The sequence below is a fragment of the Kribbella sp. NBC_00482 genome (assembly GCF_036013725.1).
Lineage (GTDB): Bacteria > Actinomycetota > Actinomycetes > Propionibacteriales > Kribbellaceae > Kribbella.
In genome coordinates, this window is record NZ_CP107881.1 from 4,731,228 (window position 1) to 4,748,272 (window position 17,045).

Annotated in this window: 18 protein-coding genes; 7 read left to right on the plus strand and 11 right to left on the minus strand. The window is 67.9% G+C overall.

Annotated elements, in window-relative coordinates:
- Position 1: 1 nt before the first annotated feature.
- Positions 2 to 895, minus strand: a complete 894-nt coding sequence (locus tag OHB24_RS23235; protein WP_327632917.1) for an ornithine cyclodeaminase family protein — start codon at positions 893 to 895, stop codon at positions 2 to 4.
- A gap of 33 nt (positions 896 to 928) precedes the next feature.
- Between OHB24_RS23235 and OHB24_RS23240 the strand changes: the two genes are divergently transcribed.
- Both OHB24_RS23240 and OHB24_RS23245 read left to right on the plus strand, forming a co-directional pair.
- Positions 929 to 1,495 carry a helix-turn-helix domain-containing protein gene (locus tag OHB24_RS23240; protein ID WP_327632918.1) on the plus strand — a complete coding sequence of 189 codons (567 nt, stop codon included), beginning with the start codon at positions 929 to 931 and terminating at the stop codon, positions 1,493 to 1,495.
- Positions 1,496 to 1,628: 133 nt separating this feature from the next.
- A complete protein-coding gene (locus OHB24_RS23245; protein ID WP_327632919.1) occupies positions 1,629 to 2,285 on the plus strand; it encodes a GAF and ANTAR domain-containing protein in 657 nt (218 codons plus the stop codon).
- A 12-nt stretch (positions 2,286 to 2,297) separates the two neighbouring features.
- Here OHB24_RS23245 and OHB24_RS23250 read toward each other — a convergent pair whose 3' ends face one another.
- A complete protein-coding gene (locus tag OHB24_RS23250; protein WP_327632920.1) occupies positions 2,298 to 2,681 on the minus strand; it encodes an SRPBCC family protein in 384 nt (127 codons plus the stop codon).
- A 280-nt stretch (positions 2,682 to 2,961) separates the two neighbouring features.
- Between OHB24_RS23250 and OHB24_RS23255 the strand changes: the two genes are divergently transcribed.
- The gene (locus OHB24_RS23255) at positions 2,962 to 3,660 is read left to right on the plus strand and encodes a GAF and ANTAR domain-containing protein (protein ID WP_327641093.1); all 699 of its coding nucleotides are present in this window, start codon (positions 2,962 to 2,964) and stop codon (positions 3,658 to 3,660) included.
- Positions 3,661 to 3,667: 7 nt separating this feature from the next.
- Here the strand turns inward: OHB24_RS23255 and OHB24_RS23260 are convergent, their stop codons facing one another.
- The 5 genes from OHB24_RS23260 to OHB24_RS23280 all read right to left on the minus strand — a co-directional run bounded on the left by OHB24_RS23260 (position 3,668) and on the right by OHB24_RS23280 (position 8,117).
- Positions 3,668 to 4,378 carry a GAF and ANTAR domain-containing protein gene (locus tag OHB24_RS23260; protein WP_327632921.1) on the minus strand — a complete coding sequence of 237 codons (711 nt, stop codon included), beginning with the start codon at positions 4,376 to 4,378 and terminating at the stop codon, positions 3,668 to 3,670.
- Between the two features lie 83 nt (positions 4,379 to 4,461).
- On the minus strand, positions 4,462 to 5,400 hold the full coding sequence (locus tag OHB24_RS23265; protein ID WP_327632922.1) for a hypothetical protein: 939 nt from the start codon (positions 5,398 to 5,400) through the stop codon (positions 4,462 to 4,464).
- A gap of 7 nt (positions 5,401 to 5,407) precedes the next feature.
- On the minus strand, positions 5,408 to 6,349 hold the full coding sequence (locus tag OHB24_RS23270) for a hypothetical protein (protein WP_327632923.1): 942 nt from the start codon (positions 6,347 to 6,349) through the stop codon (positions 5,408 to 5,410).
- 8 nt (positions 6,350 to 6,357) lie between these two features.
- Complete coding sequence (locus tag OHB24_RS23275; protein ID WP_327632924.1) at positions 6,358 to 7,299, minus strand: hypothetical protein; 942 nt, start codon at positions 7,297 to 7,299, stop codon at positions 6,358 to 6,360.
- A gap of 8 nt (positions 7,300 to 7,307) precedes the next feature.
- Complete coding sequence (locus OHB24_RS23280; RefSeq protein ID WP_327632925.1) at positions 7,308 to 8,117, minus strand: hypothetical protein; 810 nt, start codon at positions 8,115 to 8,117, stop codon at positions 7,308 to 7,310.
- A gap of 259 nt (positions 8,118 to 8,376) precedes the next feature.
- On the opposite strand from OHB24_RS23280, the gene OHB24_RS23285 reads away from it, so the two are divergent.
- Positions 8,377 to 9,516 carry a glycoside hydrolase family 99-like domain-containing protein gene (locus OHB24_RS23285; RefSeq protein ID WP_327632926.1) on the plus strand — a complete coding sequence of 380 codons (1,140 nt, stop codon included), beginning with the start codon at positions 8,377 to 8,379 and terminating at the stop codon, positions 9,514 to 9,516.
- On the opposite strand, the gene OHB24_RS23290 is transcribed toward OHB24_RS23285, so the two are convergent.
- Positions 9,471 to 10,334: a CPBP family intramembrane glutamic endopeptidase gene (locus OHB24_RS23290; protein ID WP_327632927.1), complete on the minus strand. Its 864-nt coding sequence runs from the start codon at positions 10,332 to 10,334 to the stop codon at positions 9,471 to 9,473. The two genes, OHB24_RS23285 and OHB24_RS23290, sit on opposite strands and share 46 nt — an antisense overlap.
- On the minus strand, positions 10,315 to 11,178 hold the full coding sequence (locus tag OHB24_RS23295; protein ID WP_327632928.1) for a CPBP family intramembrane glutamic endopeptidase: 864 nt from the start codon (positions 11,176 to 11,178) through the stop codon (positions 10,315 to 10,317). Before OHB24_RS23295 ends, OHB24_RS23290 begins: the two co-directional genes overlap by 20 nt.
- 173 nt (positions 11,179 to 11,351) lie before the next feature.
- Between OHB24_RS23295 and OHB24_RS23300 the strand changes: the two genes are divergently transcribed.
- A complete protein-coding gene (locus OHB24_RS23300) occupies positions 11,352 to 11,864 on the plus strand; it encodes a PaaI family thioesterase (protein WP_327632929.1) in 513 nt (170 codons plus the stop codon).
- A gap of 10 nt (positions 11,865 to 11,874) precedes the next feature.
- Positions 11,875 to 14,601 carry an ATP-binding protein gene (locus OHB24_RS23305; protein WP_327632930.1) on the plus strand — a complete coding sequence of 909 codons (2,727 nt, stop codon included), beginning with the start codon at positions 11,875 to 11,877 and terminating at the stop codon, positions 14,599 to 14,601.
- Positions 14,602 to 14,612: 11 nt separating this feature from the next.
- Here OHB24_RS23305 and OHB24_RS23310 read toward each other — a convergent pair whose 3' ends face one another.
- The gene (locus OHB24_RS23310) at positions 14,613 to 15,218 is read right to left on the minus strand and encodes a TetR family transcriptional regulator (protein WP_327632931.1); all 606 of its coding nucleotides are present in this window, start codon (positions 15,216 to 15,218) and stop codon (positions 14,613 to 14,615) included.
- Positions 15,219 to 15,274: 56 nt separating this feature from the next.
- Here OHB24_RS23310 and OHB24_RS23315 point away from each other — a divergent pair, with 56 nt between their 5' ends.
- The gene (locus tag OHB24_RS23315; protein ID WP_327632932.1) at positions 15,275 to 16,219 is read left to right on the plus strand and encodes a quinone oxidoreductase family protein; all 945 of its coding nucleotides are present in this window, start codon (positions 15,275 to 15,277) and stop codon (positions 16,217 to 16,219) included.
- On the opposite strand, the gene OHB24_RS23320 is transcribed toward OHB24_RS23315, so the two are convergent.
- Entirely contained in the window at positions 16,216 to 16,986 is a 771-nt protein-coding gene (locus OHB24_RS23320; protein ID WP_327632933.1) for a maleylpyruvate isomerase family mycothiol-dependent enzyme, read from the minus strand. The two genes, OHB24_RS23315 and OHB24_RS23320, sit on opposite strands and share 4 nt — an antisense overlap.
- Between the last annotated feature and the right edge of the window lie 59 nt (positions 16,987 to 17,045).

The following is a 17,045-nucleotide window of genomic DNA, read 5'->3' on the forward strand; positions in this document are numbered from 1 at the left end:
CTCAGCTGGACGGGACGAGCAGGCGGGCGATCGCAAGGTCCTCGATCCCGAGGCCGATCGAGCGGAAGAACACCGGACGTTCTCCGGTCGGGCGCTCGCACGCACCGGTCAGCAATTCGGGCAGATCACCACGCAGTTGCTTCAGCGCCCAGACGCCTTGCTCGGCGGCGATCACCATCTCCCCGGCGGAGGCAGTGACCGTCGGCCGGTAGTCGCCGTACACATCGAGGTCCGGCAGCGCGGCGGGCGCGATCTCGTGGGCCCGCGGAACGTTGGTGCTGATCGAGGTCACGAGCGTGCCGGCCGGGAGTGCGCCGACGTCGATGACCGGCTCGCCCGCCGAGGTGCAGAGCAGTACGACGTCAGCTCCGGCAGCGGCTTCGTCCGCACTGGCGGCGATCGTGCCGTCGGGCGCCTGGCGCAACGACCGGCTGTAGATCCGTACGTCGGCGAACGGCCGGACCGCGCGGGCGTAGCGCAGGTGGGCGTGCGCTTGAGCGCCGGCGCCGATGATCGCCAGTTTGGACGCGTCGCTCCTCGCCAGCAGGTCGATGGCAAGCGCGGTCGTAGCTGCGGTCCGTTCGACGGTGAGCGCCTTGGAGTCGCACAGCACGACCGGGCGTCCGGTCCGCGTGCTCAGGACCAGCGTCCACGCGGTGACGACTGCGGAATCGTGGGGCTGCGGCAGGTACGGCGACACCTTCGCGGCGTACGCGTCACTCGTGGCGGCCTGGTACGCGATCACATCGCCACCGCCCGGCAGTAACGTGACGGTCTGCGGCGGCTGGACCGCGGTTCCGGCCGCCAGTTCGGTGAACGCCGACCGCACCGCGGACAGGACGTCCTTGGGCGGCAACGGAGGCAACTGCTCCACAATGGGTATGCTGATGCTCATAGTGGGAAATATAGTGCGCATCACGGAGGGTGGATGTCAACGGACGAGAATCGGAGTACGGCGTTCATCGAGCGGCTGGGCCGTGAGGTACGACGGCGTCGCCAGACCGGCGGGATGACCGTGCAGACCCTCGCGGACCGGGCCGGCCTGAGCCGGCGGATGCTCACGCAGATCGAGCAGGGTACGGCGAACCCCAGCCTGGTGACCGTCGACAAGATCGCCCACGCGCTCGGCATCGACTTCGCCGCCCTCTCGGCGCCGTCGTCCACCGAACCACTGCAGGTGTCCGAACCGACGGAGGTCTGGCGCAACGACGCCGGCAGCCGAGCCGTCCTGCATGCGGCCGGCTCCCGCCGCGGCAGCGCGGAACTCTGGGAGTGGACCCTGCAACCAGGCGATCGCTACGACGCCGAACCCGACCCGGCCGGCACCGAGGAACTCATCCTCGTCACCGCCGGCACCCTGGTGCTGACCGCCGACCACCAGGCAGTAACCCTCAGCCCCGGAATGTCCGCCCGACTGGCCAGCGACCGCCCCTACTCCTACGCCGCGCCGACCGGCGAAACCACCTTCACCCGAGTAGTCCAGCCCGCCACCTGAGACACCGAGGGGAATGGATGAGGCGGGGACGGGAACCAGGACAGTGCATCACGTACCTGGGGAAAGCTGCCGGTGGTGTTCGGGGATGAGATATATGAATCGGTCGGATCGGACGAGGTTGCTCGCGCGGTTGGTGAGGAAGATTGCTGAGTACGGTCCGGAGCAGCCGCTGGAGACACGTCTGTGTCGCGCCTTTCTGGCGATCGTGGGTGGCGACGGAGCGGCGATCACCTTGTCCTACACCGAGCCGAGCCGAGTGACGCTGTGCACGACCGACGAGGCGGCGGCTCGTTTGGAGGATCTCCAGGACGTACTGGGCGAAGGCCCGGGGCCTACTGCCTACGAGGCCGAGAGCGCCATGACGACCGATGTGCGCGTCGACGGTGGCCGGTGGCCGTTGTTCACCGAGGCCGCTCGCGAGGTACCCGGCGTCCGGACCGTGTACGCCGTACCGATGCGTCCCGGTCAGCGCACGATCGGCGTACTCACGGTTCACCAGAACGCCGGCGATCTGCCGGACGGTGATCGGGCGCAGTTTCTGGCGGATGCGATCGGGGCCGCGCTCATGGAGGAGCCGCCGCCGCCGGTCGAGTCGGATCTCGACCCCGGGCCGTGGTCGACCCGGTCGAAGATCCATCAGGCCACGGGGATGGTGCTGATGCAGCTGCGCATCAGTCCTGCCGACGCGATGGCGTTGATGCGGGCGCATGCCTTCTCGCACAGCACCACCCTGGCCGAGGTCGCCGAACAGATCACCAGCCGACGGCTCCGATTCTCCGACGACGCCTGACCCACCCTGCGGTCAGTCGAGGATCTTTCCCTGGACAACCTGTCCGAGCCGGTTGAGGGCGCCCATCCAGAGCGTGTCGTAGTGGGCGAGCAGGCGATCGCGGATACCGCCGTGAGTCAGGATCAGATGCGTTTCGTCCTGCCCTGGAACCACGTCCACCAAGACCGTGCTGGCGGGGTGCGGCGGATCGTCGAAGGCGGCCCGGAAGTAGTGCGGGGGCTCGCAGACCGTCACGATCCCGGTGTGCTCGGCCGACGCGCGTGTCACGACGATGAATCCGCCGTACTGCGTGTCGCTCAGAACGGTCGGCCCGAGCCAGCTACTGAGCTGCTCCGGGCGGGTGATGAGCCTCCACAGGAGGTCCGCGTCACAGCCGAACGTCCGAACATATCTCAACTGCGGCGCCCCACTGGTGCGCGTCGCTCGCGTTTCCGTTGTACGAGCCATACCCAACCAGTGCCCCTCGACCACGTCTCGCAATCGGGGCTGGTGTGGAGTTCCGGATGATGGCAAGCTCTGCCTTGGCGACTGTTGGGCAGTCAGCAGCCGGATGCGCTACTTCGGGCTGACTGGGAGGACCCATGGCCGTCAGCGGCGTTGGCACAATATGAGTGAGCTCGAGGATGACGCCCTCCAGTTCGGCGCTCATGAGATGGCGTCCGAGAACCGGCTGTGGATGCCCGAGATGGTGGACGAGACGGCCGACGTCTTCGCGCGCCTTGCGGTCGAGTTGCACAGCGCCGGCGGCGTCGAGGAAACAATCGACGCGGTGGTCCAGTTTGCCCTGCAGGCGCTGGGCTGCAGCTATTCCGGGGTGGCGCTCTACAACCGGGGCCGGCGGCCGGAGATTCCGGCCGTGACGGATCCGGTCGTCGCCGAGATCTACAACCTGCAGATCGACGACGGGGCCGGCCCGCTGATCGACTCGTTGCAGCACCAGACGGTGGTGCTGGTCCGCGACACCATGGCGGATATCCGTTGGCCGAGGTGGGCCGCCGAGGTGGCTCGTCTCGGGGTCCGCAGTGTGCTGGATGTGCCGTTGGCCGTCGGCGCCGCCAGTTCGCGGTCGTTCGGCGTGCTCGGGTTGTACGCCCCGGAGCCGGACGCCTTCGGTCCGGACGACGAGGCGATCGCCCACATCCTCGCGAGGCACGCATCGGTCGCGGTCGCCACTGCCCGGCACGAGCAGACGATGGCCCAGGCGGTCGACGCGCGGAAGCTGGTCGGCCAGGCGATGGGGATCCTGATGGAACGCTACGGCCTCGACGACGCCCGCGCGTTCGCGATCCTCAAGCGGTACTCCCAGGACACCAACACCAAACTGCGCGACGTCGCCCAGCAGCTCATCGACACCCGGAAGCTGCCCCGGACCTGATGGCGGGTCAGCGATTGACGACGTCGGCGCCTCGGCTGGTCTCGTCGATGACGGCCGCCGCTACCTCGCGCAGTTTCACGTTGCCGGTCTGCGAGGTTCGGACCAGGAAGTTGAACGCACCTTCACGCGTCAGTCGGTAGCGCTCCATCAGGATTCCGATCGCCATGCCGATCTGCTCCCGGGTGTACAGCGCGGCCTGCACGTCCTCCTCGTGCCGCACCCACCCCATCGTGATCGCAACCTGGGTGGCGAAGAGCGCGCCGATCTGCATCGTCGCCGCATCCAGGGCCCGGGTCTGTTCGGAGTACAGGTTGAGCGCGCCCCGGACGTGGCCGTGCTGGGCCACGAACTGGAACGCGACCTGCGACCCCAACCCAGCCTTCGCCGCCGCGGGTCCGTACGAGGGCCACCGGGCGTCACGGCCCAGGTCCTCGGACAGGACGACCGGTTCGTCGAGGGCGGCCTCGAGACATGGTCCCTCACCGAGCTGATACTGCAGCGCGTCGGCCTCGGCCGGCAACGGCGCTGTCGGTGCCAGCGTGACGATCTGGCCGTCGTCCCGGGTCAGCGAAATGCTCGCATAATCCACCGTCGCCAGCGTGTCGACGGTTGCGCTGGTGATCGCCTGCAGCGTCGCCTGCATGTCGACCGGCGCATGCATCGTGGCAACCACCTTGGCCATCGCCGCACCAAGGCCGTCCACCGGTTCAAGTCCCATTTCGCCACCTCAGCAGATCGGAGTACCTACCTCTCCGACAGTGCCCCCAGCACGCGACATCATGCGTGCCGAGGGCGGCCGGCCTACTCGCCGAACAGCAGCGGTTCTGTGCCGGGTTCGAGGATGTGGCGGAAGTAGACGGGGTCGGTAAAGGTTGCCGGGACCTTGCCGAGGCCTTGGATGACGGTCGAGGGGCCGTTGGCGTGCCCAACGGCGTACAGATAGCCGGACTGGGTGTCCTTGTCGATGCCGAGCAGTAACGATCCGTACACGCCGCACTTGGTGAGCACTAGCGCCTCGAAGCCTTGCCAGGTCGAACTGCGGACCTTCTTGACGATCGGCTTCATCGGCGAAGTCAGGGGGAGCCGGATCGTGTAGAGGGCGCCACCCCGCGTGGTCGCCAGGAAGGTGTCGTACGTCGACGTCTGGCTGAGCAACGCCATCGTCTTCACCGCCGCGAACCCGCCCGCGGACTGTGGGTTGGTCCAACCGAATCCGCCCTTGGAGTCCCACCGGGTGAGCGTGCCGTTGCTGCGCAGCGAGTAGTGGTTGACCAAGGCCCACGGATCCGTATCGTTCGGGTAGCTCGACTCGAGGAAGGTGGCGTCACCCCAGCCGCCACCGACCCGGAAGTTGTGGTGCTGCTCCGGGTCGATCTCGCCGTTCTCCTTGACGATGTAGTAGCTGCTGTAGAGGCCCGAGCCGATCACCACGTGGCCGGAGTACATGCGGCCGGGACTGGGGAGGACGAGTCCGTTGGTGACCGCACTGGTCATCCGCGGCAGGCCCTCGGGGTAGATGTCGGGATAGCTCGGCTTCACCTGCACCGTTGCCGGCGAGCCGGCGGTGATCACCCGGTCCGTGTGACCGCGAGCGGCGGTCACCGACCCGACCTCGAGCTTGCACGCCGCGGTGGCGGTGGTGTCGGCAGCCAGTGCCTGGCCCGGAGCCGCGGCCAGCACCCCCGTCACCAGTGCGGCAGCAGCAGCCACACGCCCCGCAGTACTCAGTCGTCTCGGCATGCTGACCTCACTCCCCGAACAGCATCGGATTGTCCCCCGGACGGAGGATGTAGCGGAAGTACACGGGGTCGGTGAACGTCGCCGGGACCTTGCCGAGTCCCTTGATGACGGTCGCGGTTCCGTTGGCGTGGCCAACGGCGTACAGATATCCCGCACCAGTGTCCTTGTCAATGCCGAGCAGCAGCGTTCCGTAGATGCCGCACTTCGCGATCGTCATCGACTCGAAGCCCTGCCAGGTCTTGGCGCGGACCATCTTGACGATCGGCTTCATCGGCGAGGTCCGGGGGATCCGGATCGTGTAGAGCGCGCCGCCGCGGGTGTTCGCGAGGAAGGTGTCGTACGTGACGGTCTGGCTGATCAGCGCCATCGTCTTGACCGCGGCGAACCCGGTCGCGGTCTGCTTGTTGCTCCAGACCCTCCCCGAGCGGTCGTCCCAGCGGGTGAGGGTGCCGTTGCTGCGCAGCGAGTACTGCGAGGAGAAGACCCGGGGATCCCCATCTTTCGCGTACGTGGTCGTGTCGAAGAAGGTCGCGTCTCCCCAGCCGCCGCCCACCCGGCCGAGGCCGATCGTCGGCCGGTCGACCGAGCCGTCCTCCTTGAGGAAATAGCTGCTGCCGTACAGCGTCGAGCCCATCACCACATAACCGGAGCGGAGCCCGCCGGTACCGGTGATGTCCGGATCGATCGAGATCGTCCCGCTCAGCCGGACTTGGCCGTCAGGGTAGATGTCGGTGTACGCCGGGGAGTGGGACGCCGTCGGAGGCGATGTGGCCGTCACGCCCGTGGCGGTGTGGTCGCCGCCGGCCGTCACGGAGCCCAGGCCAACGGAACACGTTGCCGAGGCAGCCGCAGTGGCCGTTGTTTTCGCGGTTGCGATGCCAGGAGCGGTCCCCGTGAGGAGGAGCGCGGTGGCGACCGCCCAGCGGGCAGTACTCAGTCGAACGGACATGATGACTATCACTCCCCGAACAGCATGTGGTTGTCGCCCGGGCGGAGGACGTGGCGGAAGTAGACGGGGTCGGTGAAGATCGCCGGGACTTTGCCGAGGCCCTTGATGACGGTGGCGGTTCCGTTGGCGTGACCAACGGCGTACAGGTAGCCCGCACCAGTGTCCTTGTCGATGCCGAGCAGCAGCGTTCCGTAGATGCCGCACTTGTCGATCGTCATCGACTCGAAGCCCTGCCAGGTCTTGGCGCGGACCAGTTTCACGATCGGCTTCATCGGCGAGGTCCGGGGGATCCGGATCGTGTAGAGCGCGCCGCCCCGGGTGTTCGCCAGGAACGTGTCGTACGTCGGGGTCTGACTGATCAGCGCCATCGTCTTGACGGCGGCGAACCCGGTCGCGGTCTGCTTGTTGCCCCAGACCGTCCCGGAGCGGTCGTCCCAACGGGTGAGGGTGCCGTTGCTGCGCAGCGAGTACTTCGAGGTGTAGACCTCGGGATCCCCGTCCTTCGCGTACGTGGTCGAGTCGAAGAAGGTCGCGTCACCCCAGCCGCCGCCCACCCGGCCGAGGCCGACCGTCGGCCGGTCGACCGAGCCGTCCTCCTTGAGCAGATAGCCGCTGCCGTACAGCGTCGAGCCGATCACCACGTAACCGGAGAACCGCCCGCCGGTCCCGGTGATGTCCGGATCGTTCTCGAAGGTCCCGCTCAGCCGGACTTGGCCGTCAGCGTAGATGTCGGTGTACGTCGAGTAGGGGGACACCGTCGGCGGCGACGTGGCCGTCACGCCCGTGGCGGTGTGGTTGCCGCCGGCCGTCACGGAGCCCAGGGCAACGCCACATGCTCTCGAGGCGGCCGTACCGGCCGTTGTTTTCGCGGTTGCGACGCCAGTACCGGTCCCCGTGAGGAGGATCGCGGTGGCGGCTGCAGTGAACGCAGTACTCAGTCGTACGGACATGATGATCCTCATTCTCCGAACAGCATCTGGGCGTCGCCCTGACGGGCCTGGCCCCGGAAGTACACCGGATCGGCGAACGTGGCCGGCACTTTGCCGAGCCCCTGGATCACGGTGGCCGTGCCGTTCGCGTGCCCGACGGCGTACGCGTAGGCGGACTGGGAGTCCTTGTCGATGCCGACCAGCATCGTTCCGTATCGACCGCACTTCTCGGCCACGAGCGCGTCGAACGCCTGCCAGGTCGAGGTGCGGACCTTCTTGACGACCGGCTTCATCGGCGACGTGCGCGGGACGCGGATCGTGTAGAGCGCGCCGCCGCGGGTGTTGGCCAGGAAGGTGTCGTAGGTCAGCGTCTGGCTGATCATGGCCATCGTCTTCACCGCGGCGAAACCGGTCGCGGATTGCTTGTTCGCCCACTGCACCGGGCTGTTGCCGTTGTTGTACTGCATCTCCCAACGGCTCAGGGTTCCGTCCGCACGCAGTTGGTACTGCGTGATCAGGTTCGGCGGTTTGGGGTAGTCCCAGAATCGGGTGGTCTCGAAGTACGTCGTGTCACCCCAGCCGCCCCCGACCCGGTAGGTGGTCGGCCTGGTCCGGTCGACCTCCCCCTCCAGGGTGAGGTAGTAGGAGGTGGAGTACATGGACGAGCCAAGCACGGTGTACCCGCCGATCCACCCGCCGAACCCGGTGACGTCCGGGTTGGACTCCATCGACCCGCTGACGCGGACCGCGCCGTCCGGGTAGATGTCGGTGTACGACCGCTCGGACTGCGCTGCGCCGACAGTGACCGTCTTGCCCGCGTGGTCACCTCCGGCGGTCACGGATTGGACATGGACGGCACAACCAGCTGATGCCTGCGCTGTCGTAGACCTCCCCGCACCCACCGCTTGCGCAGCCCCAGGGGTGACTCCTATTACGACAAGCGCGGCAACTGCCGCCTTGCTCAGTCGACCGGACATTGCCAGCCCCTCGGGTCACCGTACGTAGTAATGCTTTTGCTTACTCGATACTCGGCGGGACCGGAAAGTTGCGCCGGACACCCGCCAACTCGCCCGCCGGCAAAAGTGAAATGATTGCTTGATGGATCGACCGCAGGTACTCGCGTACTACTTCCCCGACTGGCACCGCGATCCGCGGAACGCAAAGTGGTTCGGTCAGGACTGGGACGAGTGGAAGCTTCTCGAAGCGGCGCGGCCGCGGTTCGAAGGGCATCGGCAACCGCGCATCCCCATCGACGGCCGCTTCGACGAGGCCACCCCGGCCGCGGCGGAACACCAGATCCGGCTGGCCAAGCAGTACGGCGTCGACGGCTTCCTCGTCGACTACTACTGGTACGACGATGGCCCGTATCTCCAGGCGGCCCTCGACGACGGGCTGCTCGCCGCCCCGAACAGCAACGACGTCAAGTTCGCGTTGATGTGGGCGAACCACGAACTCGTCGACATCTTCCCGCACGACGACCCGTCGAACGACTCACCCCAGCGGCTCAAGAACGGTGCGATCGATCGCGCCGCCTTCGAGAAGCTGGCCAGGCATGTCATCGACACGTACTTCACACGCCCGAACTACCTCACCGTCGACGGCCGGCCATGGCTGTCGATCTACGAGCTCGGCAGCCTCATCGCCGGCCTCGGCAGTGTCGACGAGACGACCGATGCGTTGCAGTGGTTCGACGAGCAGACCAGGCAGGCGGGCTTCGTGGGACTCCACCTGGATGCGGTGATCTGGGGCGTCGGCGTACTGCCCGCGGCGATCACGCTCGACAAGCCGGCCGAACTCGTGCGGAGGCTCGGCTTCCGGTCCGCCACGTCGTACGTCTGGGTGCACCACGCAGACCTCGGCAGCTTCGAGTTCCCGCGCGCCGAGATCGGCCCGCTGCGCGACGCAGCCTTCGCCGAGTACGAGCGGTACGCCGCGGAACTCGACGTACCGTTCTACCCGAATGTGACTGTCGGGTGGGACGCGTCCCCGCGCACCGACCAGAACCGCGCGTTCGAGCGCGGCCGCTATCCGTGGACAACGACGATCGATCCATCGCCTGAGGAGTTCAAGGACGGGCTGCTACTGGCCAAGTCGTTCCTCGAACGCCACCGCCAACCCCATCCGATCATCACCGTCAACGCATGGAACGAGTGGACCGAGGGCTCGGCCTTGCTCCCCGACACCCACAACGGCTACGGCTTCCTCGAGATGATCCGCGACGTGTTGCGGCCCGAGTAGGCCGCCACACCGAAGGCGGCCACCGCCCAGAGTGCGACCTTCAGCCACAAGTAGTGGGTGGCGTCGGCGCCGGTGTAGTCAGGCTTGAGTACTCCGTCGGTGGCGTGGAAGAGGTAGACCAGCAGCAGGCTGCCGCTGGTGTTGTTGTAGAGCCATCCAAACAGGATCGTTGCCGCGAGGGTGCCGATCAGTGCAACCAGGGGCAAGTCTCCGTTGAAGACCAGCCGCAGGTGCCAGGCCATGACGAAGCCGGCGAGGATGAGGTTGGCGGTCAGGGCTGAGTGCCGATGCTGCAACCGAGGCAGGGCGAACCCGCGCCATCCGATTTCCTCGCTCAAGGGTCCGTCCCAGGGGTTGACCAGACGGACGGCGAACACGACGAGCAGTGCGCCGGCCGATCCGAACAGCGCGGTGCTGGGCGCTGGAGCCCCCCACGCCATGTTCAGGTACGCGGGCAGGATGGCCAGGACAGGTGGGAGTAGCAGCGCCACGACGTACCAGCGCCACCCGACTCGCCATCGCAGGAAGGCGCGCAGCAGACCGGCGATGGCGGTCCTGCCGCCGATGACTGCGCTGACGACCAGCGCCGCGACCAGCGGGCTGGCGACCATGATCTCGAACGGAAGCGCGAGCGCCACCCCGAGCAGTGTGGGGAGTCCGGAATAGAAGATCCCGTCGGCGATCGGTGCGCAGATCCATGGCAGCGCGAGGGCCAGAGCGAAGAAGGCAGTGAGCGGGCGGCGCCGCACCAGCGCGCGGATCCCTCCCGGCAGCCGGACGCGATCCTTGCCTTTGGCATCAGACGGTGCTGGGCACATGGTCGTTTCCTCCGCCGGGCACGGTCCGGGCGCGCCGCGAGCGGACCAGGACTCCGGCGGCGATCAGCCACCATCCGGCGGCGGTGATGACGCCGAGTGTGATCTGGTCGTGGCTGTCGAACAGGGGACTGGCGAACGATCCGCCGACCGCGTTGTTCGTTGCATGGAAGAGCATTGCGATCAGGACGCTGTCCTTGCCCGCGTGGAACACAGCACCGACGACGACGCTGGCCGCGACGATGACCAGGACGTCGGGCCACAGAATGTCGCCGGTCAGGAAGAGCGGTGCGTGCCAGAACACCCAGAAGCCGCCCAGAACGAGTGGGCCGGCCAGTACGCCGTACCGCTTCTCCAGCCGACCGAGGGCGAAGCCGCGCCACCCTGGTTCCTCCCAGGCCCCACCTGTTCCGGGGATCAGCAGGAAGAGCACGAGCACGATCGGGATCTGCGCTGCCAGGGCGAGGTCGGATCCGCTGGGGCGGGCCGCTCCGAACATCACTGTGATCAGGACTGCCGAGCCAGAGACGAGCAGGGGCAGACCGATGCCGGCCACGTAGGCACGCGCCGGGGCCCGCCACTGGACCATCGACCTGAGCAGCTGCCGTACTCCGGCACGGCCCTGAGTCACGCCGAGAACGAGCACGGCCGCCAGGAACGGACCGACGCCGGTGTTCGGCGGGCCGGGCAACGGAACGCCGACAGCCTGGAGAGCACCGGGCCACCAGGACAGGAGACAGGAGAGGATCAGGAAGCTGACCAGCGGTGCCCGCCGAATCAGGGTGCGCACCGGTCCGGAGCTCCCCGGAACGGCTTGTTCTGTGTGCTTCTGCGGCAAGCTGGTCATGCTGCCTCCTCAGGGTGGATTGCCCGGGTATTGCTCCCTACTGTCGATACCGGCCGAGATGGCGGCATCCGTGGAGGCACTAGTCGGTTCACGGATGCGGCGACAGCGCGCCTGGCCGGATGCTCGCAGTAGCCGCCGGGTGACGTGCCCGGCACATCCTTTGGAGGTTCGCTGTGTCCACGACGTCGTCTCAGACGCGGCACCGTGCCTACGCGTGGGAGGACCAGTCACCAACGGTCACCGCGAGTGGCACCCATGACGGGCTGGCCATCCTGCAGGCCATCGGTCGAGAGGAGCTGCCGTTGCCGCCGGCGCTCCGGACCCTCGACATCAGCCCGGTCGAGGCCGAACCGGGCCGGGTCACCTTCACCTTGGTGCCTTCGGAGTTCCACCTGAACCCTTTCGGACTGGTTCACGGCGGCGTGATGGCGGCGCTCATCGACACGGCCATGGGTTGCGCAGTGCACTCTCTGCTTCCGGTCGGGGCGGGATACGTGACGTCCGAACTCAACGTCCGCTTCCTGCGAGCCACCGGCCCGGCCAGTGGCACCCTGCTCTGCCGGGGAGAGGTGATCAAGGCCGGCCGACGCAGCATGGTCGTCGAAGCACGGGTCACCGACGACTCGGGGCGCGAGGTCGCGATCGGTGGCTGTACCTGCCTGGTGAACGCATCACCAGCCAACTAATGTGCTGAGCATGCTCTACGGGCGCAGCGACGACTGTGCCGTACTGACGAGGTTGTTCGACGCCGCCGAGGGCGGGACCAGTGCGGTGGTCGTGGTGCGCGGCGAGGCCGGAGTCGGCAAGACGGCGCTGATGGACTGGCTCCATCACGAGGCAGCCCAGCGCGGCGGTGAGGTGCTCAGGTGTGCCGGTATCGCCTCCGAGTCCCAGCTACCGTTCGCGGGCCTTCATCAGGTGTTGAGACCGGCGATCCACGCGATGCCGGCGCTGGACCGGCTCCACCAGGAAGCACTCGGCGGCGCCCTTGGACTGTCCCGGCGCGAGGGCGTCGATCCTTTCCTGGTTGGAGTTGCCGCCCTGTCGCTCCTGGGCGAACTGGCAGAAGGCACCGCGGTCACCTGCATCGTGGACGATGCACAGTGGCTCGACCCGCCGACGGCTGACGTGCTCAGGTTCGTGGCGAGACGTCTCGACGCCGAGGGCGTGCTCCTGGTCTTCGCGGTCCGCGACCCGGACGAGGCGACGTTCGAGACGTCCGGGCTGCCGGAACACCGGCTCCGCGGGCTCGACAACGTGGCTTCGTCCGCTCTGCTCGTCGACCGGGCACCGATGATCTCTGTCGAGGTCAAGGACCGGCTGGTCGAACACCATGCCGGCAACCCGTTGGCGATCATCGAACTCGCACCGCTGCTGAGCCATGACCAGCTGACCGGGCGCGACCCGCTACCCGACCCGCTCCCGATGGGCGGCGAGGTCGAACGCCTGTACGCCGCCCGTGCGGCGGGCCTCAGCCCTGGCGCACAGCAGTTGTTGCTCCTCGCCGCCACTGCCGATACCGCGGGACTCGACCTGGTTCTCGGTGCGAGCTCGGCTCTTGGGATCGACGCCGGGAGCCTGCAAGAGGCTGAAGCGAGCGGTCTGATCTCGGCCGGACAGGGGGCCGTTGTCTTCAAGCATCCGCTGGTGCGTTCAGCGATTCAGCAACAGTCGACTTTCCAGCAGCGGCAGCGTGGGCATCTCGCAATGGCCGCGCTTCTCGATGACGATGCGAATGCTGATCGACGGGCGTGGCACCTCGCCCGGGCGGCCACTGGACCCGATGAGGAGCTGGCCGTCCTGCTCGAGGCTTCAGCTGACCGGGCCATGGCTCGCGGCGGGGCCGTCTCGGCTGTCGATCGGTGGCAGTGGGCGGCTGAGTTCAGTCGGTCCGATGCCGACCGCGCACGGCGCATTCTGTGCGCCGCGCAGATCGCTGTTCAAGCGGGTCAGCCGGAACGAGCCAGGCAACTGCTGGCCTCGGAGGCTCCGTTGCTCCTGGATGCACCGGCGCGTGCGTCGTCGCGTGCGTTGCTGGGCGCGATCGAGATGCGGCACGGTTCGCCTGAGGCGGCGTACCAACTCCTTCTCCAGGCGGCCAAGGACCTGGCGGCGCATGACCCGCCGGCGGCGCTGGACTCACTGGTGTTGGCGGGCGAGGCCGCGACGTTCCTGGGAGACCCCCGGCTGACTCACGAGGTCAGCAGTCTGGCCACCAGTCTCCGGGAAACCGGGGCAATGGTGGACGGTTCGGTGGTCGACCTCTTGGTCGGACTGAGCAAGCTCTTCGAGGGCGACTGGTCGGACGGCTCACGAATCCTGGCCGGCGTCATCGACGAGTCGGCGGTCAGCGCGGAGTACGACGACGTACTGCGGTCGGGACGTGCGGCCATGTATCTGGGAAGACTCGGACAGGCGCGGACGCTGTACGCACGGGCGGTGTCCCAGGCCAGGGACAGCTCGAGCGCCGGCCAGCTCGCGCCGATGCTGGATCGTCTGGCCTACATCGAACTGCTGCTTGGCCGGCTGCCGGACGCGGAGGTCCACGGACTCGAAGGGCTACGACTGGCCGATGAGCTAAGCCTCGACGCCGGCGTGGGCCACGTGAGTATGGCCACGCTCTATGCGTATCGAGGACAGCAGTCGGAGTGCCGCAACCAGGTGCGGCTGGCCATGGAGCTGGCGGACAGTCGTCAGCTGAAGATGGTCGGTGCCGGTGGGCAAGCGGCCCTGGGGCTGCTCGAGCTGGGAGCCGGACGGCTCGATGAGGCGCTGGCAGCACTCGAATCGGTGGGTTCGAGCACCAACGGCCACCCCGGCATCCTGCGCTGGGCCACGCCTGATCTGGTGGAGGCCGCCGTACGGTCGGGCCGGCCCGAGGCCTGTGCGTCCGCAATGGAAAGGCTGCAGGCGTGGGCCGACGCCAGCGGTCTCCCTGCCCCAGTCGCTGCCCTCGCACGGTGCCGCGGTCTGCTTGCCTCCGGCAACGAGGCGGTCGGGTACTTCGAGGACGCGCTGCGCATTGACGACCAGGACTCCCGTCCGCTCGAGCGGGCCCGGATCCAGCTCCTGCTCGGAGAAACTCTGCGACGGTCGCGGCAGCGGGCGCAGGCGCGCACCTACCTGAGCAGCGCCATGGCGACCTTCGAACGGCTAGGCGCGATGCCGTGGGCCGATCGAGCAGGCAACGAACTGCGTGCGTCCGGCGAAACCGTCACTCGCCGCGATCCCTCCGAGCGAGAGCACCTCACGCCTCAGGAACTCCAGATCGCGCAGTACGCCGCCGACGGCGACAGCAACGCCCAGATCGCAGCGAGGCTGTTCCTCAGCCGCCGCACGGTCGAGTACCACCTCGCGAAGGTCTACACCAAGACCGGAGTAACGTCCCGCCGCCACCTCGCAGCCACCAGCCTGCTGAGCTAAAGGAGCAGGATTCACCGTCGGGCGATCACGACGGCTCCGGCGAGGACCGTCTCGAGGCAGTCGCGGAACAGGTCGTCGACGGTCCGGCCCGGGGCGAAGTACTCCGTGATCGCCCGTACCGAGACTGGATGCGTGGCGGTGAACTGCTCGAGGTCGAAGGCAGCGGTGTCTGGTGGTGGCGACTGTTCCTCGAGGACGTGACCAATCGTGAAACGCTCCACGGTCAGCACGATGATGCGGGCGTCCCGGAGGGCGATGCCGCGGTCGACGAGCGTGCTCATCGCCAGCTCGGACCAGGCTCCCGTCTGCCTGGACAGTTGAGCGATCGAGACGACCCGCGCGCCGTCCGGATGGGCGATGAGCGCGGCCCGCAGCCGGAGGGCGAAGTCTCTGAGCCAGTCCTCCCACGGCTCGTCCGGAGCCGGCGGCGTGGGGTCGGGCACGATCGCCTCCGCGATCGCCGTCACCAGAGCCGCCTTGTTGGGCAGGTGCCAGTACAGCGTCGGCGCCTGGACGCCAAGGCGGGCCGCGAGCTTGCGCAGGGTCACGCCGTCGAGTCCCTCGGCGTCGAGCAGGGCGACCGCTTCGTCGACAATCCGGGTCCGGTCGAGGCTCACGGTTCGGATTCTAACAGTGTTAGAGTGAATCTAACGGTGTTAGAGAGAGGTGGATCATGAAGGCTGCTGTGCTGCACGAGGTGGGCGGCGTACCGCGGTACGAGGAGTTCCCCGACCCGGTGCCCGCCGACGGGGAAGTGGTGATCGAGGTGCTCGCGGCCGCGGTCGAGAACGTCGACAAGGCGGTTGCCGCCGGGACGCACTACGCCAGCGCCAAGTACCTGGAGGTGCTGCCGATGATTCCGGTGTTCGACGGCATCGGCGCGCTGGCGGACGGGACCGTGGTCGGCTTCGGCAACCCGCGGCCGCCGTACGGCGCGCTCGCCGAGAAGACCGTCGTACCCGCGGGGTCGTATGCACCGATCCCCGAAGGCATCGATCCGGCGGTCGCGACCGTCATGGCGTCCGCGATCACCGCGCTCACGATGAGGACCGCGGCCGGTCTGCAGCCGGGGGAGACGGTCCTGGTGCAGGGCGCGACCGGCGTGGCCGGGCGGCTGGCAATCCAGGTCGCGCGGCTGCTCGGCGCCGGCCGGATCGTCGCCACCGGGCGCGACGACAGCCAACTCGGCGAGCTCGAGGCCGACGTCGTCATCAACACCGCTGTCTCCGACGAGGAGCTCCAGCAGGCGTACGCCGACGCCGGCGGGTACGACGTCGTGCTCGACTTTCTGTGGGGCCGTCCGACCGAGATCCTGCTCCGCGCCCTCACCCCGGACGGGTTCGCGTTCGGTATGCCGACCCGCATCATCCAGACCGGTGAGGTGGCCGGCGCCGATCTCGTCGTACCCGCGTCGGCACTGCGAACCTCGGGCGTCGAGATCGTCGGCGCCGCCCGCAACCTGACACCGGAGTCGATGGGAGAGTCGTACCAACAGGTCGTCGAGTGGACCCGCGCGGGTGACCTCACCTTCCAGATCGACCGGGTGCCGTTGAGCGACATCGGCTCCGCCTGGCAACGCACGAGCTCACGCGGCCGCCGCGTCGTCGTACATCCTTAGTAGCCGGGGAAGACCTTCCGGAGTTCGTCCAGCGTCACGTTGCCGGTCACGCTTGCGCCCGCGGCGCGCTCGGTGCCGAGCCGTCCGGTCAGCAGCCGCACCACGGCCTCTGCCGGACCCTCGAAAGTGGCCGTCGGGTCATCGACCGTGTCGGCCACGGTGACCGTGTCGGTGATCTCGATTCCGCCGCCGGGGATCGCCAGGCGGACCTCCTGATCGAGCTGGTCGGGCTTGCCGGAGAAGCCCAGAAGGAAAGCCATCGGCCCGCCGAAGAGCTCGATGAGCAGATCGGCCGAGCCCGCATCCAGGGTCGCCGACGGGTCGACTCCGACGCGGACGTCCCAGGCGTGGTTGGCGACCTCGTTGAGCCGCAGTCCGAGCGCGACCACCAGCGGTACAGGCTCGGGCAGGATGCCCATGTCGATCGGGAGATCGCGCTGCTCGGCGCTGAGCCCGTCGACCGTGTCGAGGTACGCCGCGTTGTGCTTGATGAACCCGGCCGCCTGGTCGGCCGGGGATGAGGCGTTCCAGCGGGCCCAGACCGACTGGTTGTCCTCAGGCTCGACGTGCTCGCCCGCAGCGATCGCGATCGGCTTGCGGGAGATCTCGGCACCGCTGCCGAGGTGCGAGAGCGCCTGCGCGACGGTCCACTCCGCCGCCCCGCTGCGGTCCCTCAGCTGTTGTTCGGACAAGGTCGGCACCAGTGCGGCGAGGGCGTCGTGGTTTGCACGCAGCGCCGCGATGGCGCGGTCGACAAGTGTGGTCATACGAGCCTCAACCTCGCAGTCCACGGCTTTCTTCCTGAGTAGTTGTACCGATTCCGGGG

Coding starts and splice junctions, on each gene's coding strand:
- OHB24_RS23275 (WP_327632924.1), bottom strand. CDS start 7,299: ATGTCCGTACGACTGAGTACTGCGTTCACTGCAGCCGCCACCGCGATC.
- OHB24_RS23290 (WP_327632927.1), bottom strand. CDS start 10,334: ATGTGCCCAGCACCGTCTGATGCCAAAGGCAAGGATCGCGTCCGGCTG.
- OHB24_RS23255 (WP_327641093.1), top strand. CDS start 2,962: ATGCCCGAGATGGTGGACGAGACGGCCGACGTCTTCGCGCGCCTTGCG.
- OHB24_RS23235 (WP_327632917.1), bottom strand. CDS start 895: ATGAGCATCAGCATACCCATTGTGGAGCAGTTGCCTCCGTTGCCGCCC.
- OHB24_RS23315 (WP_327632932.1), top strand. CDS start 15,275: ATGAAGGCTGCTGTGCTGCACGAGGTGGGCGGCGTACCGCGGTACGAG.
- OHB24_RS23260 (WP_327632921.1), bottom strand. CDS start 4,378: ATGGGACTTGAACCGGTGGACGGCCTTGGTGCGGCGATGGCCAAGGTG.
- OHB24_RS23270 (WP_327632923.1), bottom strand. CDS start 6,349: ATGTCCGTTCGACTGAGTACTGCCCGCTGGGCGGTCGCCACCGCGCTC.
- OHB24_RS23240 (WP_327632918.1), top strand. CDS start 929: ATGTCAACGGACGAGAATCGGAGTACGGCGTTCATCGAGCGGCTGGGC.
- OHB24_RS23295 (WP_327632928.1), bottom strand. CDS start 11,178: ATGACCAGCTTGCCGCAGAAGCACACAGAACAAGCCGTTCCGGGGAGC.
- OHB24_RS23320 (WP_327632933.1), bottom strand. CDS start 16,986: ATGACCACACTTGTCGACCGCGCCATCGCGGCGCTGCGTGCAAACCAC.
- OHB24_RS23265 (WP_327632922.1), bottom strand. CDS start 5,400: ATGCCGAGACGACTGAGTACTGCGGGGCGTGTGGCTGCTGCTGCCGCA.
- OHB24_RS23285 (WP_327632926.1), top strand. CDS start 8,377: ATGGATCGACCGCAGGTACTCGCGTACTACTTCCCCGACTGGCACCGC.
- OHB24_RS23305 (WP_327632930.1), top strand. CDS start 11,875: ATGCTCTACGGGCGCAGCGACGACTGTGCCGTACTGACGAGGTTGTTC.